Consider the following 21890-nt stretch of genomic DNA (forward strand, 5'->3'; position numbering starts at 1 on the left):
ATTCTTCTTGTCACATTTTAAAAATACTTGATAGGAATGCTTGCTTATTAGTCAAAAAAGCGTATTATAGACGTCTATACGTCAATACATCCAAAAGAAGAGAACTTATGTCTAGCTATTTATTTACTTCTGAATCGGTTTCAGAAGGACATCCAGATAAGATTGCCGATCAAATTTCTGATGCGGTACTTGATGAAATTTTAAAACAAGATCCTAAAGCACGTGTGGCTTGCGAAACCTATGTAAAAACAGGGATGGCGTTAGTCGGTGGTGAAATTACTACATCAGCATGGGTTGATATTGAAAATCTCACTCGCCAAGTCATCTGTGATATTGGTTACAAACACTCAGAAATGGGGTTTGATGGCAATTCTTGTGCGGTATTAAATGCGATTGGTAAACAATCATCTGATATTAACCAAGGTGTGGATCGTGAGAATCCATTAGATCAAGGTGCGGGTGACCAAGGGATCATGTTTGGTTATGCGACAAATGAAACGGAAGTCTTGATGCCTGCGGCGATTACTTATGCGCATCGTTTAATGGAAAAACAAGCTGAAGTGCGTAAAAGTGGCAAATTAGCATGGTTACGCCCTGATGCGAAAAGCCAAGTGACCTTAAAATACGAAGATAACAAAATCGTGGGTGTAGATGCAGTCGTCCTTTCTACACAACATAGTGAAGAAGTGTCACAAAAAGAAATTTATGAAGGCGTGATGGAAGAAATCATCAAGCCAATTTTGCCAAGTGAATGGTTATCTCAACAAACAAAATATTTCATCAACCCAACTGGTCGTTTTGTGATTGGTGGCCCAATGGGAGACTGTGGCTTAACAGGTCGTAAAATCATTGTCGATACATACGGTGGCGCAGCTCGTCATGGTGGTGGTGCATTTTCTGGTAAAGATCCATCAAAAGTAGACCGTTCAGCGGCTTATGCAGCACGTTATGTGGCAAAAAATATCGTTGCGGCTGGCCTTGCAGATCGTTGTGAAATTCAACTTTCTTATGCAATTGGTGTGGCAGAGCCAACTTCTATCATGGTAGAAACCTTTGGTACAGGAAAAGTATCAAACGAAGTATTGGTTAAGTTAGTGCGTGAATTCTTTGATTTACGCCCTTATGGTTTAATTAAAATGTTAAATTTAATTCAACCAATCTATCGCCAAACTGCGGCGTATGGACACTTTGGTCGTGAACAGTTCCCATGGGAAAAAGTAGATCGCGCTGAAGAATTACGTGCGGTAGCAGGTCTAAAATAAGTAAATTAAATGTATATGATAAAAACCGCTAATTTAGCGGTTTTTGTTTACTTAGCATGATGATGTCATCTCAAACTCAGTTTCGGCATTTAAAAATGCAGGTGCAACGCAAGCTTGCAGAAACATTACAACTGGCTGAACGTCACTTTCAACAGAAATTTCCTATTCCGACAATCAGTTATGACTTGCGAGGTGTAAAGGCCGGCGTTGCATACTTGCAGAAAAATGAGATTAAATTTAACCGCACTTTGCTACTCGAGAACTCAGATGAATTTATTCATCAGGTTGTTCCCCATGAATTAGCCCATCTTATTGTGTATCAAGTATTTGGTCGAGTGAAATCGCATGGACAGGAATGGCAAGCGGTGATGACACAGTTATTTAATCTTCCAGCTGATACTTGCCATCAATTCGATGTGGAAAGTGTACAGGGTAAAATGTTTGCTTATCAATGCGAATGTCAGACCCATTATTTAACGATTCGTCGGCATAATCGCATTCAACGAGATAAAATTGCCTATTTATGTCGAAAATGTCAGGGAAAATTGGTTTTTCATAGTGAAAATTCATAAGCAGTGTGGTATATTTCTAGTGTTTTCAATCAAATAACAGGGGTTATCCAATGAAAAAATCATTATTAGCTATCGTTGTCGGTGCATTAGCGGTTGCTTCAACTGCAAATGCAGGTTTATATGCAGAAGGTGATCTTGGTCTTTCAAGAACTAAATTAACCAATGGTGGTTCAAGCAAAACTAAAATTGAGCCTCGTGTTGCAGTAGGTTACAAATTAGGTAATGTGCGTGTAGCAGGTGATTATACTCATCACGGTAACTTCCAAGGAACTAAAGTTCAAGGTTTAGGTGCGACAGTATTCTATGACTTCGATACCAACTCTCAAATTGAACCTTATGTTGGTGCTCGTCTTGCGGCAAACCGTTTCAAATTTGAAGAACGTGCGGATCAACGCTATAAAAGCTCTTCTGAAACCAAAGTGGGTTATGGTGTGGTCGCGGGTGCTAAATATAAATTAGCAGACAAAGTGTATGCAAATGGCGGTTTAGAATATAACCGTTTAGGTAGCTTTGACGATACTAAAGTGAATAACTATGGCGCTAAAGTGGGCGTAGGTTACGAATTCTAATTTCCCTTTTGAAAAGTGCGGTTGATTTTCACCGCACTTTTTTTGTGGGATGTAAAAGTTTGTATCGTGTTAATCTATTTGTGATTAATTCATGTAGTAGTTAAAATCCTCGTTCTAAATGAAATCGAGGATTTTTTATTTTTAGAGGTGAGAATATGATTATCGTTTATGGCATTAAAAACTGCGATACGGTGAAAAAAGCATTGAAGTGGCTAGCTGAACATAATATTGAACATAAATTGCATGATTACCGTGTAGATGGATTAGATACTCAATTCTTACAACAAGCAGAAGCCCAATTTGGTTGGGAAAATTTAGTCAATAAACGTAGTACGACTTGGCGTAATCTTGATGAAAATGTGAAAAATACACTCTCGAAATCTACCGCACTTTCCGTATTAGCTGAAAATCCAACGTTAATCAAACGCCCGATTATTTTGCAAGATGGTAAGGCATTGATTGGCTTCGACGAAAAAGAATATATTGCAGCATTTGCTTAAAAGAACAGTATTTCTTAGGAGTTTTTATGAAAGAAAAAGTGATTTCTTTAGCACAAGACCTCATTCGTCGCCCCTCTATTAGCCCAAATGATGAGGGCTGCCAGCAAATGATTGCTGAGCGTTTGGAAAAACTTGGCTTTCAAATTGAATGGATGCCTTTCAACGATACGTTAAATTTATGGGCGAAGCATGGTAGTGGTGAGCCTGTTATCGCCTTTGCAGGGCATACTGATGTAGTACCAACGGGCGATGAAACGCAGTGGACTTATCCGCCATTTTCTGCCGAAATTGTAGATGATGTGCTTTATGGTCGTGGTGCGGCAGATATGAAAGGCTCATTAGCAGCAATGATTGTGGCGGCGGAAGAATATGTGAAAGCCAATCCGAATCATAAGGGTACGATTGCTTTGTTGATTACTTCTGACGAAGAGGCTGCCGCGAAAGATGGCACCGTGCGTGTTGTTGAAACCTTAATGGCGCGCGGTGAGAAAATTACTTATTGTATGGTAGGTGAGCCGTCTAGTTCGAAAATATTAGGCGATGTAGTCAAAAATGGTCGTCGAGGTTCGATTACAGGTAACCTCTATATTCAAGGTATTCAAGGTCATGTAGCTTATCCCCATTTAGCGGAAAATCCCATTCACAAAGCAGCGCCGTTCTTACAGGAATTAACCACATATCAATGGGATAACGGTAACGAATTTTTCCCGCCGACCAGTTTGCAAATTGCGAATATTCATGCAGGTACAGGGAGTAATAATGTCATCCCTGGTGAGCTTTATGTGCAATTCAATTTACGTTATTGTACAGAAGTGACTGATGAAAGCATTAAGCAGAAAGTGGCAGAAATGCTCGAAAAGCATGGTTTGAAATACCGTATTGATTGGAATTTATCAGGTAAACCATTTTTAACGAAACCGGGTAAATTATTAGATGCATTAACGACGGCAATTGAGCAAACAACCGGTATTACACCACAAGCAGAAACAGGTGGTGGCACCTCTGATGGGCGTTTTATTGCGTTAATGGGGGCTGAAGTTGTGGAATTTGGGCCACTTAATGCGACGATTCATAAAGTGAATGAATGTGTAAACGTTGATGATCTTGCTAAGTGCGGTCAGATTTATCATCAAATGTTAGTGAATTTATTGGATAAGTAAGATGAAATTAACGCCCGAAATGTTAACCGGCAAATCTCGTGAACATTTGATCAATTTGCCTACACCTCATTCTCCAAATCATTTTTTGCAAGCTGAGACAATGAAAGCGTTTCAAGGATTGCAACAAAGTGCGGTCAAAAATGGCTTTAATTTACAACCCGCGAGTAGCTTTCGTGATTTTGAACGTCAACAACTCATTTGGAACGGTAAATTTAACGGTGAACGCAAGGTTCATGATGATGAGGGAAATCCATTAGATTTAGCGTTATTAGATGATTGGCAAAAAGCACAAGCTATTTTACGTTGGTCAGCGCTTCCGGGGGGTAGTCGTCATCATTGGGGAACAGAAATCGATATTTTTGATCCTGATCTTTTGCCTCAAGGTCAATCTTTACAACTTGAACCTTGGGAATATGAAAAGGGTGGTTATTTCTTTGAACTTAGTGAATTTCTTACTGAAAATCTATCGCACTTTGATTTTGTTTTGCCATTTATCAGTCAGCCAGAAGGTAAAAAAATCGGTCGAGAGCCTTGGCATATTAGCTATTTACCGTTGGCAGAGCTAGCTTCACGATTATTTACGCCAGATGTGCTATTACAAGTTTGGCAGCATGAAACCGTAGCTGGAAAAGAAACGTTAATTACACACTTGCCTGAGATTTTTGAGCAATATGTGGTTTAACAAAAAACGCAGCAAGTCGCTGCGTTTTTTTATGGTTTGGTTAATTCTTTTTATTCTTTTCCAAGGATTTGTGCTGAATTTTCACATCCTTACCTTTAGCTTGGAAATATTCACCAATTTGTTGAGCGATATAAACAGAACGATGTTTACCGCCCGTACAACCAATGGCAATGGTTAAATAGCTTCGATTATTTTTCTCTAACATCGGTAACCACGTTTCAATGTAATTCCGCGTTTGATAGATAAAATTATTTACTTCATCATGCGCAAGTAAAAATTGCGCAACAGGTTCATCAAGCCCCGTCATTGGGCGCAGTTCTGGATTCCAGTGCGGGTTAGGCAGAAAACGCACATCAAAAACATAATCGGCATCAAGCGGAATGCCATATTTAAAGCCAAACGACTCAACCACGATCTTAAGTTCTTTATCTGTATTACCGCGTAAAACATCTCTTAAACGTTCAGATAACGCATGAGTGGAAAGTGGCGCAGTATCAATAATAAAATTAGCATGTTGAATTAAAGGCTCAAGTTGCTGATATTCTAAATCAATCGCTGATTCAAGCGGGAGATCTTGTGCTGAAAGTGGATGAAGACGACGTGAATCGCTGTAACGACGAATAAGTGTACTACGATCGCTGTCCAGAAAGATGATTTTGACGGAATAAGTAGCTTGAATATCTGTCAGGATTTTGTCTAAGTCAGCACTTGAATGAGGAAGATTTCGAATATCGAGGCTAATGGCGACAGCCGTTTGAGTTTTGGCGAGAATATTGGTGAGTTGAGGAAGTAAATCGAGAGGAAGATTATCCACGCAATAATAGCCCATATCTTCCAAAGCTCGTAATGCGACAGATTTTCCTGCGCCTGAGCGACCGCTGATAATAATAATTTCCATCTGCGTGATTCCTTATGGTTGGTAGGTTAGGTTATACCTCTTGAGGTTCAATATTATCTAAATTTGTGTCATCCTCAGATTCCTCTGAATGATCGGCACATTCAAAAATTTGCCAAATTTCATCCGCACTTTGTGCTGAACGAAGTTGTTTAATTAAGTTTTTATCAGTTAATTTTTCGTTGAGTTCTGCCAGAACAGGAATATATTCTTGGCGGTGATTTTCGGGTACGAGCACTGCAAAAACGATATCCACGGGTTTATTATCAGCCGCATCATATTCGATAGGCGTTTCTAATTGCATAAATACCGTTAGGATCTTATCTGAGACCGTAGCAGATAACTTGGCTTTAGGCATAGCAACACCATTGCCTAATCCTGAATTACCTAATTTTTCTCGTTCAAATAAACATTCAAAACAAGCCTGTTCACCATTTTCGCAGTGAAGTTTTTCCACAACGAACGCGGCAATAGATTCAAATAATCGTTTCTTGCTAGAAAAAGCAACCCCCTGACGAATATCATCAGGGGAGAGTAATGTCGTAAATTTCATAGGTTATAGTTTAAATTGTTCGCCTAAATAGACACGTTTAACGTGCTCATCATTCATGACTTCTTCCGGTGTGCCGGTCGCGATAATTTTCCCTTCACCAACAATGTAAGCGCGTTCACAAACATCAAGGGTTTCGCGTACGTTATGGTCAGTAATTAACACGCCTAAGCCACGATTACGGAGATCCGTGATGATTTTCTTAATATCTGTGACCGAAATAGGATCCACACCCGCAAAAGGTTCATCTAATAAAATAAATTTTGGATTTGCAGCTAAGGCGCGCGCAATTTCTACTCGACGACGTTCACCACCAGAAAGAGATTGTCCCAGGCTATCACGAATATGACTAATATTGAACTCATCAATTAACTCATCCGCTCTCTCTCTGCGTTGTTCTGCTGTGAGATCTTTACGAATTTCTAATACTGCCATAAGATTTTCATATACGGTTAAACGACGGAAAATAGAGGCTTCTTGTGGTAAATAGCCAATTCCTCGACGTGCACGTTCATGCATAGGTAATACGCTAATATCATCGCCATCAATGGTGATTTTTCCCTGATCGTGACGCACTAAACCGACGACCATGTAGAAAGTAGTGGTTTTACCTGCACCATTTGGACCAAGTAAGCCAACAATTTCATTGGAGTTTACGGTTAAACTCACATCAGAAACCACTTTTCGGTTTTTATAGCTTTTTGCGAGGAATTCAGCTTGTAATACAGACATCTGTTATTTTTTACCTTTTTGTTGTAATTGGGTTGGAATTAAGACGGTTTGTACTCGTGATTTTCCATTACCATTGGCTTTTAACTGTTGTTTTTTCACATCATAAGTGATGCGTTCACCGTTAATTTTGCTATCTAATTGTTTTAATTCAGCATTACCGGTTAATGTTAAGAATTCTGTGCCTAAATCGTAGTGAACTTTATTGGCTTTACCATCAACAGGCTTACCATCATCAAGTTGTTGGTGGAAAGTAACAGGGCTACCAAATGCTTCAACAGTTTCTTTTTTACCTGAATTTTCTGGTGGACGAGTAATAACCACTTTATTGGCTTTAATCAAAATGGAGCCTTGTGTAATCACAACGTTATCCGTAAAGGTTACCACGCTGTTTTCCATATCTAGAGATTGATTATCTGAGACAATATTAATCGGTTTATTGGTATCGTCTTTTAACGCAAAAGCAGATAAGGAAGTCATCATTAACGCTGTTAAAAGCAGAATTTTATTGTTTGTTGATTTCATAATATGTTTTTACCTGTTCCTTTAGAGTTGCAACTTGCTGACGTAAATTTCCGACGAGCTTCAATCCACTTGAGTTAAAGTTTAATCCGTTAATTTTTACTTGTGTATCGGAAGTAATGTCTTGTGTTTTTAAATTAATCACTGCCGCTTCGGTCTCAACACGTTGCAGGCGAGATAAAGGGTCAAGGCTCTCGGCAACCACGCCGCCTTCAAGATAGAGCATTTGATCTTTTGTTAATTTTGCCTTTTGTGCGCTAAGTTTCCAATTTTGTTTTTCTAATTGAATTTTATCGGTTTTATCTTCTTTCTCTTTATTATCTAAAGAGACATCAAAAAGATAGACTAACGGCGAAATAAAATCCGTATGACCGTCTTGTGTGTAATATTCCACTTTATCGGAAATCGCGAGATATTGCTTTTTACCTTCTGGCGAGAATACGGTAGTTTCCATTTTATTGCCGACGTATTCTGGGCTATCAGGCTTTTTAATGAGGCTTTGTAAATCGCTATGATCTTGATTAAGCGAATAATACCAGCCTAATAAAGCCAGGGCGATGAGACCTAAAATAATATTCCAACGAATATTCATAAATAACGTTCTTTCCTTCTTAAAAGGGTAACCAATCATAGCACTTTTTTGACACAAAGTGCGGTCAAAAATAGCCGTATTTTAGTCTTCTAAAATGAGAGTTTTTAAGATCTGATAAATCTCGCGATAAGCTTTTGACGGCTTATTTTGTTCCTTTTCTTTTTGTGCTGCACGAATCAAATTACGTAATTGTTGGCGATCTGCAGAAGGATGCTCATTTAACAAATCAGTCAGTGCCACATCACCTTTCGCAACCAACTCATCACGTAAGATTTCCAATTTATGTAACATCGCTTGCTGCTGATTATGTTTGTTTTCAATTTTTTCTAACGCTTCACGAATAGGCTCTGCATCAATTGAGCGTAAGAGCTTACCAATATATTGCAATTGGCGACGACGCGCCTCTTTTTGCAGGCGTTGTGCTAATTTAATGGCATCTTTCAAGCTATCGTCTAGTGGAACCTTAGTCAGATTTGCTTTGGTTAAGTTCACCAATTTCTCGCCGAGCTGTTTTAAATCCTCAGCGTCGCGTTTGATTTCACTTTTACTTACCCAAATAATCTCTTCTTGGTCTTCATCTTCCCAATCAAAGGCTTCTTTTTTCTTACGTTTTGCCATTCTATTACCTTATGAAAAATTTGGTGCATTTTAGCATAAACTTTCAAAATAAGATAAAATGGCGCAAATTTTTAATAGGATTGTCATCATGAAAACAGCAGAAAATTTAACCGCACTTTTAAAATCTCAAGAGCAAACATTGCGTGATGCAGTCAGTTTTGCGATTGAAACTGCACAGAAAGCGGGGGCAACCGCTGAAGTCGGTGTGACAAAAGTGAGTGGTTTATCGGTTTCAACCCGTCTGCAAGAGATTGAAAATGTTGAATTTACTAATGATGGGGCATTAGGTATTTCTGTTTATTTAGGCCAACAAAAAGGCAATGCGTCTACCTCAGACTTAAGCGAAGAAGCCATTAAAAATACCGTTGAAGCAGCGCTTGCTATTGCAAAATATACCTCGCCAGATGATTGTACAGGGCTAGCGGATAAAGAACTAATGGCTTTTGAAGCACCTGACTTAGCGCTTTATCATGGGGCAAGTGTTGATGTCGAACAGGCTACGAAATTAGCTTTAGAAGCTGAAAAAGCGGCTTTGGAATACGATGATAAAATTGTGAATAGTAACGGTGCTAGTTTTAATTCGCATACCGGTGTGCGTGTTTATGGTAATACACATGGCATGTTACAAAGTTACTTATCTAGCCGCTATTCTTTATCTTGTTCGGTGATTGGTGGTGAACTAGATCAACTTGAAAATGACTACGAATATACAGTTTCACGTGAGTTTGATGCCCTTTCTTCAGCGGATTGGGTAGGGCAGAATTGTGCGAAAAAAGTGATTGCGCGTTTAAATCCACAAAAATTAACGACACGTGAAGTGCCGGTGATTTTCTTAAATGATGTAGCAACTGGATTAATTTCTCATTTAACGGGCGCGATTAGTGGTGGCAGCTTATATCGTAAATCCAGTTTCTTGCTCGATCATCTTGGAAAACAAGTGTTGCCAGATTGGTTCCAAATTAGCGAGCGTCCGCATTTGTTAAAACGTTTAGCCTCCACGCCTTTTGATAGCGAAGGGGTACGAACACAGGATCTTGAAATTATTCAAGATGGCATATTGCAAACCTATTTGCTCACCAGTTACAGCGGTCGAAAAATGGGCATGCAGAGTACTGGGCATGCTGGCGGTATTCACAACTGGCTCGTGAAACCAAATTTAACGGGTGGATTGACCGCACTTTTGCGCCAAATGGGCACCGGTTTATTGGTGACAGATGTCATGGGGCAAGGCGTAAATATTGTGACGGGGGATTATTCCCGTGGCGCAGCAGGCTTCTGGGTGGAGAATGGCGAGATCCAATATCCAGTTGCTGAAATTACCATTGCTGGTCAATTGCAGGATATGTTAAAAAATATTGTGGCAGTAGCAGATGATGTTGAACATCGTTCCAATATTCAAACAGGTTCAATCTTGTTAGATAAGATGAAAATTTCAGGAAATTAATAAATTTCTTAAAAATGATAATAATTCTTATTGACATGTAATTTCTTTCTGCTACTATACGCACATCTGTTTAGCAGCGATTGCAGATTGCTCCAACAGGTAGAGTAGAAAGTAAATTCGTTAGGGTTAAAAAGGCTGAAGGTTTAAACTTCAGCCTTTTTTATTGTAGAATACGCAAACGATTAAATTAAAAGGAAAGACCATGAAAAAACACCACGTCGATATTTTAATTTCAGAAGTGGACGTTCGTCGCCGCATTACTGAACTTGGCGCAGAAATTACGCATTTTTATCAACAACAAGCCATTGATAAACTGATTGTTGTTGGGCTTTTACGTGGTTCATTTATGTTCATGGCCGATCTCGTGCGTGAATTAAAATTACCGGTAGAAGTGGAGTTTATGACCACATCAAGTTATGGCGCTGGGATGACAAGTAATCACGATGTTAAAATTTCGAAAGATCTCGAGGGCGATATTCGTAATGAACATGTGCTGATTGTTGAGGACATCATTGATACAGGTTATACCCTCGAAAAAGTACGTGGCATTTTAAATTTACGCGATCCTGCAAGCTTGGCGATTTGTACCTTGTTAGATAAACCTTCTCGCCGAGAAGTTGAAGTGCCTGTTGAATGGATTGGTTTTTCTATTCCGGATGAATTTGTTGTCGGCTATGGTATTGATTATGCTCAACGTTATCGTAATCTAGGCTATATTGGTAAAGTTGTTATAGACGAATAATTTATTTTTCAATAAAAAGAGCGGTCAAAATTCACAGTGATTTTTGACCGCTCTTTGTTTGTTAAGATTAGCGTTTTGCTTTTTTGATAAACTTCATCAAGCGTTTACGTTTACGTAATTGGTTTGGTGTGAGTTTATTTTTCCTACCTGCGAATGGGTTTGAACCTTCTTGGAATAGCAAACGAATTGGCGAACCAATAATTTTCAAACTCTTACGATAATAATTAGATAAATAACGTTTGTATGAATCCGGTAATTTATCCATTTGGTTTCCATGCACCACGATAATTGGTGGATTATAGCCACCTGGGTGAGCATATTTTAATTTAATGCGACGTCCGCCAATCATTGGTGGTTGATGCTCATCCGTTGCCATTTGTAAAATACGGGTGAGAAGAGACGTCGTCATTTTTTGTGTCGCGCAAGCATAAGCTTCTTTAATCGAATCAAAAAGATTACCCACGCCACTGCCGTGTAAAGCAGAAATAAAATGCACACGAGCAAAATCAATGAAATCTAAACGGCGATCTAATTCGGATTTGACGCGATCTTTCACATCTTGATCTAAGCCATCCCATTTATTCACGACGATCACGAGCGAGCGACCTGCATTTAAGATAAAGCCAAGTAGAGAGAGATCTTGATCTGAAATGTTTTCACGCGCATCAATTGTGAGCAATACCACGTTTGCATCTTGAATTGCTTGTAATGTTTTGATGACAGAGAATTTCTCAACGGCTAAATGCACTTTACCACGTTTACGCACACCTGCTGTATCAATCAAGGTGTATTGCTGACCATCACGTTCCATTGGAATGTAGATACTGTCACGTGTTGTGCCTGGCATGTCGTAAACGACCACGCGATCTTCACCTAAAATACGATTGGTTAATGTCGATTTACCAACGTTTGGACGGCCTACAATCGCAATTTTGATATTTTTATCTTGTTCTTCTTCAAGCTCTTCGTCTAATGCTTCATCAATTAATGAAGTATCTTCTTCTGAATCGAAGTCAAATTCGTTATCCCATTCATCTTTTTCTTCTTCATCAGAAGTGCGGTCATTTTCTGCTTCGTTTTCTTGTAATTTTTCCGCTAAAGGCGCAAGTACTTGCTCCATTAATTGCGTCACGCCACGGCCTTGTGATGCGGCGATTTGTTCAATTTCACCTAAGCCTAATTGATAAAATTCCGCACAGTGTGAGTCTGCATCAATACCGTCAGTTTTATTTGCTACAACCACGGTTGTTTTATTAGTACGTTGGCGTAAGTAATTGGCAATGCCGATGTCTGCAGCCGTTAAACCTGCGCGCGCATCCACTAAGAAAAGCACTACATCGGCTTCTTCAATCGCTAATAGGGATTGTTCTGCCATTTTTTCTTCAACGCCTTCTTCAGTGCCATCAATACCGCCGGTATCAATCACAATGAAATTATAGCCAGAAATATTGGCATGACCGTATTTACGATCTCGGGTTAAACCAGGGAAGTCAGCGACAAGCGCATCGCGGGTACGGGTTAAACGGTTGAATAGGGTGGATTTACCTACGTTTGGGCGACCCACTAAGGCAACGACAGGAGTTGTCATAAAAATATCTCTGTAAAGTGTAAATTTGGTTAATTATAGCGAATGTTGGCTGGTAGGTAAAATTCGGGCATAAAAAAAAGCACCTTCTGGTGCTTCATTATCTCGGCTTAATTGGCGGAATGGACGGGACTCGAACCCGCGACCCCCTGCGTGACAGGCAGGTATTCTAACCAGCTGAACTACCACTCCGTGAGTATATTAAGACAAGTTTTAAATTGGCGGAATGGACGGGACTCGAACCCGCGACCCCCTGCGTGACAGGCAGGTATTCTAACCAGCTGAACTACCACTCCGCTAAGTGCTGGGTATAATAATGATGAACGTTAAAAGCGTCAATCTTTTTTTTCTTTTTTATGTTTATCTGATTAATAGATAACCGATTAATGTGAGGTTTCGTCACCCGCACGAATAGACCAAAAACATTTGCCATCGCTTTTTTTATTGACCAATTTAATGAAATCTAAATGGGCTTGGAGTTCATCATCAGTGGGTTGTAACACTTTTAAATTTTGCGAAAAATTGACCGCACTTTGAAGATCTTGCATATTGGCACCAGCCTGGATAATTGAACTATCCGCATGATCTTCATCAAATAGACTAGTTTGCCCGCCCGTCATGGACAAATAAACGTCGGCTAAAATCTCCGCATCCAGTAACGCGCCGTGGAGTGTTCGTTTGCTGTTATCAATACCTAAACGATCACACAACGCATCTAAGCTATTACGTTTGCCGGGATACATTTGGCGCGCCATTTGCAATGTATCGGTAACCAGACAAATGTCGGTCGTTTTGATATCTAACCCAAGTTTACGGAATTCATAGTCCATAAAGCCCACGTCGAAGGGTGCGTTGTGAATAAGTAGTTCCGCACCACGAATGTATTCAATAAAGTCTTGTGCAATCGTTTTGAAATCCGGTTTATCCGCTAGCATTTCATCTGTAATACCGTGAACTTTAATGGCATCGGGATCAACCAAACGATCCGGCTTAATATAAATGTGAAAATTATTGCCCGTATATTTACGGTTGATCATTTCCACGGCACCAATTTCAATAATGCAATGTCCTTCGTAATGCGCACCAATTTGGTTCATACCGGTGGTTTCAGTATCCAGTACAATCTGGCGATCCGGATTTATCATTGTTCTACCTATTTGTTTCCTTTAAAATACCGTCTATTTTACACAAGCTCGAATTAGTTATGCAAAAACAGATTGAAATTTTTACGGATGGATCTTGCCTCGGCAATCCGGGAGCCGGTGGCATAGGGATTGTCCTGCGCTATAAACAGCATGAAAAACATATTTCAAAAGGGTATTTCAAAACCACCAATAATCGCATGGAATTACGAGCAGTGATTGAGGCTTTAAATAGCTTAAAAGAGCCTTGCCATGTGAAGCTTTATAGCGATAGCCAATATATGAAAAATGGCATCACACAATGGATTTACAATTGGAAGAAAAACAATTGGAAAGCCAGCACGGGCAAAGCAGTAAAAAATCAAGATTTATGGATTGCGTTAGATCAGGCGATTCAAACCCATAACATTGATTGGCAGTGGGTGAAAGGCCATTCTGGCCATCGTGAAAATGAAATTTGTGATGAATTAGCCAAACAAGGCGCAGAAAACCCAACTTTAGAAGATATTGGTTACGAAGGCTAGTCTGCACCTGGTTTTAAAGTGCCGTTATTCTTGATAACGAATTAAACCTTCCTGCTGTGTGGTGGCAATTAGTGTGCCATCTGCAGCAAAAATTTGTCCTCTCGCTAAACCACGTCCTGCAAAAGCATTGTTACTTTCAATGGCATGTAAGTGCCAATTATTTAAATTGAAAGGGCGGTGGAACCAAATACTGTGGTCGATCGTGGCTACTTTCATCCCTTTCTGTAAAAAGCCTTTCCCATGTGGGTGAAGTGCGGTCAAAATACAGTGGAAATCAGAAAAATAGGCCAAGAGACATTGTTGAGTTTGCAAATCTAATGGTGCCTCTCCATTGGTTTTAAACCAAGCATATTGTTCGGGGGGGAGTTCTCGACCATCAAATGGATTGTTCAAATATCGGCTATGAATTTGAAATGGTCGTTCTTGGGCAAATTTTTCACTCAAGCTTTCAGGCAAAGTTTGCGCCACTTTTAACATCATTTCGTGCTCATCAATACATTGCTCAGGGCCTGGTACTTGTGGCATGGCGGATTGATGATCGAAACCTTCTTCAGGTACTTGAAATGAGGCGGTGACGTGGCAAATCACATTTTTATGCTGAATCGCTTTTACGCGTAATGCAGAGAAGTTGCGACCTTCACGTAAGGTTTCCACATCGTAAATAATCGGGTATTGGCTGTCGCCTGGTGCTAAAAAGTAAGCATGGCAAGAATGGAGTACGCGCTCAGGCGGGGCAACTTGCATCGCGGCAGAAAGCGATTGTGCCACGACTTGACCGCCAAACACTTGACGAAAACCTAAGTCTTCACAGGCTCCGCGAAAGATAAGATCATCAATTTTTTCTAATTTTAACAATTCGATAAGTTGATTTAATTTATCCGACATTATTTTTTCCTTTTATAAATACAAAAAGACCGCATAGTTATGCGGTCTGAAGTGTTTTTATACGTTAAAGCGGAAGTGCATAACATCACCATCTTGGACGATGTAGTCTTTACCTTCTAAGCGCCATTTACCCGCTTCTTTTGCACCGTTTTCACCTTTGAATTGGATGAAGTCATCGTAAGCAATCACTTCTGCACGGATGAAGCCTTTTTCAAAGTCAGTATGGATTACAGCGGCTGCTCTAGGGGCGGTTGCACCAACTGAAACCGTCCATGCGCGCACTTCTTTCACGCCCGCAGTGAAGTAGGTTTGAAGATTTAATAAAGCATAACCTGCACGAATTACACGGTTTAAGCCAGGTTCTTCAATGCCAAGATCTTGTAAGAATTCGATTTTTTCGTCGTCATCAAGTTCCGCAATTTCAGCTTCAATCGCTGCACATACAGGCACCACAACAGAGCCTTCTTTTTCTGCAAACTCACGTACTTTGTCTAAATACGGGTTATTTTCAAAACCGTCTTCATTTACGTTCGCAATGTACATGGTTGGTTTTAATGTGAGGAAGTTATAGCTTTTAATCGCCAATAATTCATCTTTATCTAAAGGAACAGAACGAATCATGCCTGCTTCAGAAAGTACAGGAAGGATTTTCTCCATTACAGAAAGCTCAAATTTTGCGTCTTTATCGCCGCCTTTTGCACGTTTTTGTAAACGTTGGATTGCACGTTCGCAGCTGTCTAAGTCAGCAAGGGCTAATTCGGTATTGATGGTTTCGATATCGCTTAATGGGTCGATTTTACCCGCAACGTGCACGATGTCATCATTTTCAAAACAACGAACAACATGACCAATTGCATCAGTTTCACGGATGTTAGCTAAGAATTTATTACCTAAGCCTTCACCTTTACTTGCACCCGCAACCAAACCTGCGATATCCACAAACTCCATGGTGGTGGGTAATACTCGTTCAGGTTTAACAATTTCCGCTAACGCATCTAAACGCGGATCCGGCATTGGTACCACGCCAGTATTGGGTTCGATGGTACAGAACGGATAGTTTGCCGCTTCGATACCTGCTTTGGTTAATGCATTAAAAAGGGTAGATTTACCGACGTTTGGCAAACCAACGATACCACATTTAAATCCCATGATGTTTTCCTTATTGTGAGCGTAAGTGCGGTTAAAATTTATGGTGTTTTTTCACCGCACTTTTGAGTTAAATTTTAAAACTGTTTAAGCGATTGGTGGCTTTCACCATGCCTTCTTTGAAAAGCAATTCAATGCAATCGGTGGCTTCGTCTAACGCTTTATCGAGTGCTTCTCTTTCTGCAGGCGCAGGTTTGTTAAGCACAAAGCCTGAAACTAAATCACGGTGTCCAGGATGGCCAATACCAATGCGTAAACGATAAAAATTGTTGCTATTACCAAGCTGAGCCACAATATCTTTTAAACCATTGTGTCCGCCATGTCCGCCACCTTGTTTTAATTTTACGGTGCCTGGCGGTAAATCTAATTCATCGTGTAGCACTAAAATTTCTTCTGGTTTGATGCGATAAAAATTAGCAAGTGCACCCACTGCTTTTCCGCTTAAATTCATAAACGTCGTTGGCACTAAAAAACGGACTTCTTTGCCGTTAATCAGTGTTTTTCCTACATAACCGAAGAATTTATTTTCTGCATTAAGCGAAACATTAAAGCGACGAGCCAAACGCTCAATCAACCATTCACCTGCATTGTGGCGGGTTTCCGCATATTTATCGCCAGGGTTTCCCAGCCCCACGATGAGTTTAATTTCAGACATAGTTTTCTGCTTGAATAAAAATAGTGGCGTATTGTAGCGAAAAAGGGCTAATTTCTCAATCTATAAGGCTAAGACTAAAACGCCTGAGAGAATTAATAGACTTCCTATCACTAATTTCATACTTAAAGGTTCGCCTAACAATACCACGCCTAAAATAATGGCAATCACGACACTGAGTTTATCTATAGGGGCAACCCAAGAGGCGGGCGCCATTTGCAACGCACGATAATAACAAAGCCAAGATAGACCTGTAGCAATACCGGAAAGAATTAAAAAGGTGAGAGGTTTTGCCGCAATATGTTGTGGCAGTTGCCATTCGTTACGTGCGCTAATGATACCCGCTGTAACGAGTAACACCACAATTGTGCGGATAAAGGTCGCGAGATTGCTGTTAATGCCTTCAACCCCTAATTTTCCTAAAATAGCGGTAAGCCCAGCGAAAAAGGCTGAACCAATGGCAAAAAATACCCAATTCATGATGAACTCCTGATTTTATCGTTAATATTGACCGCACTTTTCCGCTATAATAACGGAAAACTCATCAAGACAGAATAAGACATGAACCAAATTAATATTGAAATCGCCTATGCCTTACCGGATCGTTATTATTTGAAATCCTTCAAAGTGGATGAAGGCACGATGATCCAAACGGCTATTTTACAATCAGGCATTTTGCAACAGTTTACCGAGATCGATTTACGTGAAAATAAAGTGGGGATTTATTCCCGTCCAGCCAAATTAACGGATCAGTTAAAAGATGGTGATCGTATTGAAATTTATCGTCCATTGTTAGCGGATCCTAAAGAAATTCGTCGTAAACGTGCAGCAGAACAAGCCAAAGCTGCACAAGAAAAAGCCCAACAAGAAAAAAAGGAAAAGGAGTAAAAAAATGACCGCACTTTCCAACCAATATTGTCTGCCTGATGGCATTACCCCTGAAATTTTCCTGCGTGATTATTGGCAGAAAAAACCATTGATTATTCGTAATGGTTTACCTGAAATTGTTGGCCAATTCGAGCCTGAGGATATTATCGAATTAGCACAAGGCGAAGAGGTGACCGCGCGTTTAGTGAAAACCTTTTCAGAGGATAATTGGAAAGTGTTTTTCAGTCCGCTATCCGAAGAAGATTTTGCAGATGTACCCGAAAAATGGTCGGTGCTCGTACAAAATCTAGAACAATGGAGTACAGAATTAGGTCAGCTTTGGAATAAATTTGGCTTTATCCCACAATGGCAACGCGACGATATTATGGTGTCCTATGCACCTAAGGGTGGTTCCGTAGGTAAGCATTATGACGAATATGATGTGTTCTTAGTGCAAGGCTATGGCCATCGCCGTTGGCAGTTAGGCAAATGGTGCGATTCTTCCACTGAATTCAAACCGAATCAGCCGATTCGTATTTTCGATGATATGGGCGATTTGGTGATTGATGAAGTGATGAATCCAGGCGATATTCTTTATATTCCGGCTCGTATGTCACATTATGGTGTGGCAGAAGATGATTGTTTGACCTTTTCTTTTGGCTTGCGTTACCCGAATTTAGCTGACATTTTTGATAACGTGAATAAAGCGTTTTGTCATCAAGATCCTGAATTGAATTTAAGCGAATTCCAATTACCGTTACGCTTAACGCAATCAGAGCAAAGTACGGGCAAATTGGCGGATGAAAATATTCAAGCAATGAAAAAGCAATTCTTAGCGAAATTGGCAGAGTCAGAAGCCTTTGATGCCTTGTTCAAACAAGCAGTAGCAGGCACAGTGAGTTCACGTCGTTATGAAATGTTGGTATCCGATGAAATGTCCGATCCTGACGACGTGCGGTCAATTTTAGAAGAGGAACAAGGTGTATTAATGCAGGACAATAACTGCAAATTGCTTTACACCGAAAATCCGCTCCGCATTTATGCGAATGGCGAATGGTTGGATGAAGTAAATGTCATTGAAGCAGAAGTGTTGAAACGTCTTTCCGATGGTGAAGCGCTAGATTGGGCATTCTTAAATAATTTAGTGAATGATACGGAAGATCCTGAAAGTACAATGGAATTATTGCTCGATTCGATTTGTAACTGGCTGGATGACGGTTGGGTGTTGATTGAATAATGTCTGAAAACATTTACTCCGTTTCCCAGCTTAACAGCGCCGCTCGCCAAATGTTGGAAGGGAATTTTTCACAGATTTGGCTTACAGGGGAGATTTCTAATTTCACTCAACCGGTGTCAGGGCATTGGTACTTAACGTTGAAAGATGAAAATGCCCAAGTCCGCGGTGCGATGTTCCGCATGAAAAATTTGCGGGTGGGATTTCGTCCGCAAAATGGTATGCAGGTCTTGGTGCGGGCAAATGTCAGTTTATATGAGCCTCGTGGTGATTATCAGCTGATTATTGAATCCATGCACCCTGCTGGCGAAGGATTATTGCAACAGCAATTTGAAGCACTAAAAATGAAATTGGCGGCTGAAGGGTTGTTTGCACAAAACTTAAAGAAAAGCTTACCGGAATTTGCTAAAGCAGTAGGTATTGTGACCTCTTCGACTGGTGCCGCGTTGCAAGATATTCTGCATATTTTGGCTCGCCGAGATCCAAGTTTAAAAGTGGTGATTTACCCAACGGCAGTGCAAGGAAAAGAAGCAACGGCTGAAATCGTCCAAATGATTGAACTCGCTAATGCGCGTCAAGAAGTGGATGTATTGATCGTCGGTCGAGGTGGTGGTTCCTTAGAAGATCTTTGGTGCTTTAATGAAGAAGAAGTGGCACGTGCGATTTTCCGTTCTAATTTACCGATTATCAGTGCAGTCGGTCATGAAACGGATGTTACCATTGCAGATTTTGTAGCTGATTTACGAGCGCCGACGCCGTCTGCAGCGGCAGAGTTAGTGAGTCGCAATCAGCAGGAATTACTTCAACAGTTAGCCTATAAACAACAGCGTTTGGAGATGGCGTTAGATCGTATTTTTAGTCATCAACAACAACGTTTACAACAGTTACGTTTACGTCTGCAAAATCAACATCCGCAAAATCAATTATTGATGCAGAAAGCCAGAACAGAACAATTACATCATCGTTTAGTTTTGGCAATGCAACGCCAAATGGATAAAACGCAACAAAAATTGACCGCACTTTCAGCGCGCTTAAAACAAAATCCGTTGCCTTATCGCTTGCAAAAACAATCTCAATATTTAGCCCAGTTACAAGTGCGGTTAAACTTAGGGGCGAATCGTCAAGTCACGGAACGTCAAAATAAATTAGCAACATTGTGTGGTAAGTTAGATGGATTAAGCCCATTAAAAGTATTAGCACGAGGGTATTCCATCGCAGAAGATGCCAAAGGACATGCCATTGTGAGTGTGAAGCAAGTCAAAACAGGCGATACCATTAAAACGAAAGTGGCCGATGGGGTAATTACCAGCCGCGTTTGTTAATTCAATAGATTCTTAATGTAAACCTATGATGAATAAGAAATCATCATAGGTTTTCTTTTTTTGTGACCGGCTTCAAAGTTTCGACAAAAAAATAGAGGGTTCAGTTTTTTTTATTTTTTTAGGGGAGTATTATGCGACCTCGATACTAGGAGAGTAATGATGTCAGAAATTCAACAGTTTAGTCAGCATGATATAGAAGTTCTTAATGAAGAAACTGTTTATAAAGGTTTTTTTACACTTAAGAAAGTACAGTTTAAACATAAGCTTTTTGCCGGTGGTGAAAGTGGTGTCGTGACAAGGGAGTTGTTGGTCAAAGGTGCCGCTTCTGCAGTGATTGCTTACGATCCGGAAGAAGATGCCGTGGTTTTAGTTGAGCAAGTACGTATTGGTGCATATCAACCTGAATCAGCTCGTTCCCCTTGGTTATTAGAATTGATCGCCGGCATGGTAGAAGAGGGTGAACAACCTGAAGAAGTCGCTTTGCGTGAAAGTGAAGAGGAAGCAGGCGTATCCGTTCAAGATCTCACACATTGTTTAAGCGTGTGGGATAGCCCAGGTGGTGTCGTCGAGCGTATTCATTTGTTTGTCGGTCGAGTAGATAGCTCGCAAGCTAAGGGACTTCATGGTTTAGCTGAAGAGAATGAAGACATTCGTGTTCATGTGGTGAAACGTGAGCAAGCCTATCAATGGATGTGTGATGGCAAAATTGATAATGGCATTGCAGTAATGGGCTTGCAATGGCTTCAATTAAATTACGCCCAATTGCAGCAATGCTGGCAATAGGAGTCCCATGAACAATAGATTTGAATACGAACCCGCGAGTGAAGTTGTCAAATTATTACAAATCACCGATCCTCATTTATTTAAGGATACAAGCAAAGACTTATTAGGTATCAACACGCACGAAAGTTTTTCTCAGGTGTTAAAAGAAATTCAGTTGGAGCCTTTTGAGTACGATGTCGTGCTTGCAACAGGGGATTTGGTACAAGATAGTAGCGACGAGGGCTATCTGCGATTTGTTGAAATGGTTAAACCGTTAAATAAGTCAGTATTTTGGCTTCCGGGTAACCATGATTTTCAACCCAAAATGGTCGAGCATTTAAGCCAATCGCCGATTAATGCATCAAAACATTTACTTCTAGGCAAACATTGGCAAGTGATTTTGTTAGATAGCCAAGTATCCGGTGTGCCTCATGGTGAATTGAGCGCTTATCAGTTAGATTGGTTAAAAACAAAATTAGCTGAAAATCCAGCACGTCATAGCTTAGTCGTATTGCATCATCATTTATTACCAACGAATTCAGCATGGCTTGATCAGCATAACTTACGTAATGCGCATGACTTTTCAGCCGTTCTTGCTCAATTCAACAATGTAAAAGGGATCTTATACGGGCATATTCATCAACAGGTTGATGGCTATTGGCAGGGGTATCAAACCATGGCAACGCCAGCGACTTGTATTCAATTTAAGTCAGATAGCAATCATTTTGCGTTAGATACCTTACAACCAGGTTGGCGTGAAATTGAACTACACCCAGATGGACGAATTGAAACGAGAGTAAAACGAATCAAACAAAAAACATTCCTACCCAATATGGAAGAAGAAGGATACTAAACAAAGTGCGGTTAAAATTTAGATGATTTTAATCGCACTTTTTCTATACCGAAATAGGTAAAAGTCCATTTTACACTAGCC

General features: G+C 40.2%; 26 protein-coding genes and 2 tRNA genes. 14 read left to right on the forward strand and 14 right to left on the reverse strand.

The genetic code is table 11. The features are described 5' to 3' along the window. The first annotated feature begins 107 nt into the window (after nucleotides 1-107). From metK to INP95_RS05895, 6 genes are all read left to right on the forward strand, one after another. Nucleotides 108-1262 carry a methionine adenosyltransferase gene (gene metK, locus INP95_RS05870; protein ID WP_197560302.1) on the forward strand — a complete coding sequence of 385 codons (1155 nt, stop codon included), beginning with the start codon at nucleotides 108-110 and terminating at the stop codon, nucleotides 1260-1262. Between the two features lie 56 nt (nucleotides 1263-1318). Beyond that, on the forward strand, nucleotides 1319-1834 hold the full coding sequence (locus INP95_RS05875; protein WP_197560303.1) for a SprT family zinc-dependent metalloprotease: 516 nt from the start codon (nucleotides 1319-1321) through the stop codon (nucleotides 1832-1834). A gap of 50 nt (nucleotides 1835-1884) precedes the next feature. Next, a complete protein-coding gene (locus INP95_RS05880; RefSeq protein WP_197560304.1) occupies nucleotides 1885-2403 on the forward strand; it encodes an opacity family porin in 519 nt (172 codons plus the stop codon). Between the two features lie 155 nt (nucleotides 2404-2558). Further along, entirely contained in the window at nucleotides 2559-2903 is a 345-nt protein-coding gene (locus INP95_RS05885; RefSeq protein ID WP_197544397.1) for an ArsC family reductase, read from the forward strand. A gap of 26 nt (nucleotides 2904-2929) precedes the next feature. Next, nucleotides 2930-4063: a succinyl-diaminopimelate desuccinylase gene (gene dapE / locus INP95_RS05890; protein WP_197560305.1), complete on the forward strand. Its 1134-nt coding sequence runs from the start codon at nucleotides 2930-2932 to the stop codon at nucleotides 4061-4063. 1 nt (nucleotide 4064) lies between these two features. After that, a complete protein-coding gene (locus tag INP95_RS05895) occupies nucleotides 4065-4745 on the forward strand; it encodes a M15 family metallopeptidase (RefSeq protein WP_197560306.1) in 681 nt (226 codons plus the stop codon). Nucleotides 4746-4785: 40 nt separating this feature from the next. On the opposite strand, the gene rapZ is transcribed toward INP95_RS05895, so the two are convergent. The 6 genes from rapZ to yjgA form a co-directional block, all read right to left on the reverse strand. Further along, on the reverse strand, nucleotides 4786-5643 hold the full coding sequence (gene rapZ / locus INP95_RS05900) for an RNase adapter RapZ (RefSeq protein WP_197560307.1): 858 nt from the start codon (nucleotides 5641-5643) through the stop codon (nucleotides 4786-4788). A gap of 31 nt (nucleotides 5644-5674) precedes the next feature. Beyond that, on the reverse strand, nucleotides 5675-6193 hold the full coding sequence (gene ptsN / locus INP95_RS05905; protein ID WP_197560308.1) for a PTS IIA-like nitrogen regulatory protein PtsN: 519 nt from the start codon (nucleotides 6191-6193) through the stop codon (nucleotides 5675-5677). Between the two features lie 3 nt (nucleotides 6194-6196). Continuing rightward, a complete protein-coding gene (lptB, locus tag INP95_RS05910) occupies nucleotides 6197-6922 on the reverse strand; it encodes an LPS export ABC transporter ATP-binding protein (protein WP_197560309.1) in 726 nt (241 codons plus the stop codon). Nucleotides 6923-6925: 3 nt separating this feature from the next. Beyond that, nucleotides 6926-7444 (reverse strand): lipopolysaccharide transport periplasmic protein LptA, encoded by a 519-nt coding sequence (gene lptA, locus INP95_RS05915; RefSeq protein WP_049367753.1) that lies wholly within the window; start codon nucleotides 7442-7444, stop codon nucleotides 6926-6928. Beyond that, nucleotides 7425-8033: an LPS export ABC transporter periplasmic protein LptC gene (gene lptC / locus INP95_RS05920; protein ID WP_197560310.1), complete on the reverse strand. Its 609-nt coding sequence runs from the start codon at nucleotides 8031-8033 to the stop codon at nucleotides 7425-7427. Before lptC ends, lptA begins: the two co-directional genes overlap by 20 nt. An 81-nt stretch (nucleotides 8034-8114) precedes the next feature. Next, nucleotides 8115-8651 (reverse strand): ribosome biogenesis factor YjgA, encoded by a 537-nt coding sequence (yjgA, locus tag INP95_RS05925; RefSeq protein ID WP_197560311.1) that lies wholly within the window; start codon nucleotides 8649-8651, stop codon nucleotides 8115-8117. Nucleotides 8652-8739: 88 nt separating this feature from the next. On the opposite strand from yjgA, the gene pmbA reads away from it, so the two are divergent. Together pmbA and hpt are read left to right on the forward strand one after the other, a co-directional pair. Next, nucleotides 8740-10095: a metalloprotease PmbA gene (pmbA, locus tag INP95_RS05930; RefSeq protein ID WP_197560312.1), complete on the forward strand. Its 1356-nt coding sequence runs from the start codon at nucleotides 8740-8742 to the stop codon at nucleotides 10093-10095. Between the two features lie 202 nt (nucleotides 10096-10297). Continuing rightward, on the forward strand, nucleotides 10298-10837 hold the full coding sequence (gene hpt, locus INP95_RS05935; protein ID WP_197560313.1) for a hypoxanthine phosphoribosyltransferase: 540 nt from the start codon (nucleotides 10298-10300) through the stop codon (nucleotides 10835-10837). Between the two features lie 67 nt (nucleotides 10838-10904). On the opposite strand, the gene der is transcribed toward hpt, so the two are convergent. The 4 genes from der to dnaQ all read right to left on the reverse strand — a co-directional run bounded on the left by der (nucleotide 10905) and on the right by dnaQ (nucleotide 13567). After that, nucleotides 10905-12425, reverse strand: coding sequence for a ribosome biogenesis GTPase Der (gene der, locus INP95_RS05940; RefSeq protein WP_197560314.1), 1521 nt, complete (start codon nucleotides 12423-12425; stop codon nucleotides 10905-10907). A gap of 112 nt (nucleotides 12426-12537) precedes the next feature. Next, nucleotides 12538-12614 (reverse strand) — tRNA-Asp (locus tag INP95_RS05945). Nucleotides 12615-12641: 27 nt separating this feature from the next. After that, nucleotides 12642-12718, reverse strand: a tRNA-Asp gene (locus tag INP95_RS05950). Between the two features lie 87 nt (nucleotides 12719-12805). Then, nucleotides 12806-13567 (reverse strand): DNA polymerase III subunit epsilon, encoded by a 762-nt coding sequence (gene dnaQ, locus INP95_RS05955; RefSeq protein ID WP_054418076.1) that lies wholly within the window; start codon nucleotides 13565-13567, stop codon nucleotides 12806-12808. 59 nt (nucleotides 13568-13626) lie between these two features. On the opposite strand from dnaQ, the gene rnhA reads away from it, so the two are divergent. After that, a complete protein-coding gene (gene rnhA, locus INP95_RS05960; protein ID WP_197560315.1) occupies nucleotides 13627-14088 on the forward strand; it encodes a ribonuclease HI in 462 nt (153 codons plus the stop codon). A gap of 24 nt (nucleotides 14089-14112) precedes the next feature. On the opposite strand, the gene tesB is transcribed toward rnhA, so the two are convergent. The 4 genes from tesB to INP95_RS05980 form a co-directional block, all read right to left on the reverse strand. Further along, nucleotides 14113-14973 carry an acyl-CoA thioesterase II gene (gene tesB / locus INP95_RS05965; RefSeq protein ID WP_197546296.1) on the reverse strand — a complete coding sequence of 287 codons (861 nt, stop codon included), beginning with the start codon at nucleotides 14971-14973 and terminating at the stop codon, nucleotides 14113-14115. A gap of 57 nt (nucleotides 14974-15030) precedes the next feature. Then, a complete protein-coding gene (ychF, locus tag INP95_RS05970; RefSeq protein ID WP_197546297.1) occupies nucleotides 15031-16122 on the reverse strand; it encodes a redox-regulated ATPase YchF in 1092 nt (363 codons plus the stop codon). 67 nt (nucleotides 16123-16189) lie between these two features. Then, complete coding sequence (pth, locus tag INP95_RS05975) at nucleotides 16190-16774, reverse strand: aminoacyl-tRNA hydrolase (RefSeq protein ID WP_014065080.1); 585 nt, start codon at nucleotides 16772-16774, stop codon at nucleotides 16190-16192. A 60-nt stretch (nucleotides 16775-16834) separates the two neighbouring features. After that, entirely contained in the window at nucleotides 16835-17251 is a 417-nt protein-coding gene (locus INP95_RS05980; RefSeq protein WP_197560316.1) for an EamA family transporter, read from the reverse strand. An 81-nt stretch (nucleotides 17252-17332) separates the two neighbouring features. Between INP95_RS05980 and INP95_RS05985 the strand changes: the two genes are divergently transcribed. The 5 genes from INP95_RS05985 (at nucleotide 17333) to cpdA (ending at nucleotide 21809) form a co-directional block, all read left to right on the forward strand. Then, entirely contained in the window at nucleotides 17333-17659 is a 327-nt protein-coding gene (locus tag INP95_RS05985; protein WP_197560317.1) for an RnfH family protein, read from the forward strand. Nucleotides 17660-17663: 4 nt separating this feature from the next. Continuing rightward, a complete protein-coding gene (locus INP95_RS05990) occupies nucleotides 17664-18875 on the forward strand; it encodes a ribosomal protein uL16 3-hydroxylase (RefSeq protein WP_197560318.1) in 1212 nt (403 codons plus the stop codon). Further along, the gene (gene xseA / locus INP95_RS05995) at nucleotides 18875-20194 is read left to right on the forward strand and encodes an exodeoxyribonuclease VII large subunit (protein ID WP_197560319.1); all 1320 of its coding nucleotides are present in this window, start codon (nucleotides 18875-18877) and stop codon (nucleotides 20192-20194) included. The genes INP95_RS05990 and xseA overlap by 1 nt, the downstream gene beginning before the upstream one ends. Nucleotides 20195-20353: 159 nt before the next feature. Then, nucleotides 20354-20977 carry an ADP-ribose diphosphatase gene (gene nudF / locus INP95_RS06000; protein WP_197561032.1) on the forward strand — a complete coding sequence of 208 codons (624 nt, stop codon included), beginning with the start codon at nucleotides 20354-20356 and terminating at the stop codon, nucleotides 20975-20977. Nucleotides 20978-20984: 7 nt separating this feature from the next. Further along, nucleotides 20985-21809, forward strand: coding sequence for a 3',5'-cyclic-AMP phosphodiesterase (cpdA, locus tag INP95_RS06005; RefSeq protein ID WP_197560320.1), 825 nt, complete (start codon nucleotides 20985-20987; stop codon nucleotides 21807-21809). Nucleotides 21810-21890 lie beyond the last annotated feature (81 nt).

It is taken from the genome of Haemophilus parainfluenzae, from assembly GCF_014931375.1.
Classification (GTDB): Bacteria; Pseudomonadota; Gammaproteobacteria; order Enterobacterales; family Pasteurellaceae; genus Haemophilus_D.

Excerpts from the sequence above, each read along its gene's own strand:
- INP95_RS05990 (WP_197560318.1), top strand. The coding sequence starts at position 17,664 with ATGACCGCACTTTCCAACCAATATTGTCTGCCTGATGGCATTACCCCT.
- lptB (WP_197560309.1), bottom strand. The coding sequence starts at position 6,922 with ATGTCTGTATTACAAGCTGAATTCCTCGCAAAAAGCTATAAAAACCGA.
- lptA (WP_049367753.1), bottom strand. The coding sequence starts at position 7,444 with ATGAAATCAACAAACAATAAAATTCTGCTTTTAACAGCGTTAATGATG.
- INP95_RS05880 (WP_197560304.1), top strand. The coding sequence starts at position 1,885 with ATGAAAAAATCATTATTAGCTATCGTTGTCGGTGCATTAGCGGTTGCT.
- dnaQ (WP_054418076.1), bottom strand. The coding sequence starts at position 13,567 with ATGATAAATCCGGATCGCCAGATTGTACTGGATACTGAAACCACCGGT.
- ptsN (WP_197560308.1), bottom strand. The coding sequence starts at position 6,193 with ATGAAATTTACGACATTACTCTCCCCTGATGATATTCGTCAGGGGGTT.
- ychF (WP_197546297.1), bottom strand. The coding sequence starts at position 16,122 with ATGGGATTTAAATGTGGTATCGTTGGTTTGCCAAACGTCGGTAAATCT.
- lptC (WP_197560310.1), bottom strand. The coding sequence starts at position 8,033 with ATGAATATTCGTTGGAATATTATTTTAGGTCTCATCGCCCTGGCTTTA.
- rnhA (WP_197560315.1), top strand. The coding sequence starts at position 13,627 with ATGCAAAAACAGATTGAAATTTTTACGGATGGATCTTGCCTCGGCAAT.
- hpt (WP_197560313.1), top strand. The coding sequence starts at position 10,298 with ATGAAAAAACACCACGTCGATATTTTAATTTCAGAAGTGGACGTTCGT.
- INP95_RS05980 (WP_197560316.1), bottom strand. The coding sequence starts at position 17,251 with ATGAATTGGGTATTTTTTGCCATTGGTTCAGCCTTTTTCGCTGGGCTT.
- rapZ (WP_197560307.1), bottom strand. The coding sequence starts at position 5,643 with ATGGAAATTATTATTATCAGCGGTCGCTCAGGCGCAGGAAAATCTGTC.
- INP95_RS05885 (WP_197544397.1), top strand. The coding sequence starts at position 2,559 with ATGATTATCGTTTATGGCATTAAAAACTGCGATACGGTGAAAAAAGCA.
- cpdA (WP_197560320.1), top strand. The coding sequence starts at position 20,985 with ATGAACAATAGATTTGAATACGAACCCGCGAGTGAAGTTGTCAAATTA.
- nudF (WP_197561032.1), top strand. The coding sequence starts at position 20,354 with ATGTCAGAAATTCAACAGTTTAGTCAGCATGATATAGAAGTTCTTAAT.
- der (WP_197560314.1), bottom strand. The coding sequence starts at position 12,425 with ATGACAACTCCTGTCGTTGCCTTAGTGGGTCGCCCAAACGTAGGTAAA.
- xseA (WP_197560319.1), top strand. The coding sequence starts at position 18,875 with ATGTCTGAAAACATTTACTCCGTTTCCCAGCTTAACAGCGCCGCTCGC.
- tesB (WP_197546296.1), bottom strand. The coding sequence starts at position 14,973 with ATGTCGGATAAATTAAATCAACTTATCGAATTGTTAAAATTAGAAAAA.
- yjgA (WP_197560311.1), bottom strand. The coding sequence starts at position 8,651 with ATGGCAAAACGTAAGAAAAAAGAAGCCTTTGATTGGGAAGATGAAGAC.
- pmbA (WP_197560312.1), top strand. The coding sequence starts at position 8,740 with ATGAAAACAGCAGAAAATTTAACCGCACTTTTAAAATCTCAAGAGCAA.
- metK (WP_197560302.1), top strand. The coding sequence starts at position 108 with ATGTCTAGCTATTTATTTACTTCTGAATCGGTTTCAGAAGGACATCCA.
- dapE (WP_197560305.1), top strand. The coding sequence starts at position 2,930 with ATGAAAGAAAAAGTGATTTCTTTAGCACAAGACCTCATTCGTCGCCCC.
- INP95_RS05985 (WP_197560317.1), top strand. The coding sequence starts at position 17,333 with ATGAACCAAATTAATATTGAAATCGCCTATGCCTTACCGGATCGTTAT.
- INP95_RS05895 (WP_197560306.1), top strand. The coding sequence starts at position 4,065 with ATGAAATTAACGCCCGAAATGTTAACCGGCAAATCTCGTGAACATTTG.
- INP95_RS05875 (WP_197560303.1), top strand. The coding sequence starts at position 1,319 with ATGATGATGTCATCTCAAACTCAGTTTCGGCATTTAAAAATGCAGGTG.
- pth (WP_014065080.1), bottom strand. The coding sequence starts at position 16,774 with ATGTCTGAAATTAAACTCATCGTGGGGCTGGGAAACCCTGGCGATAAA.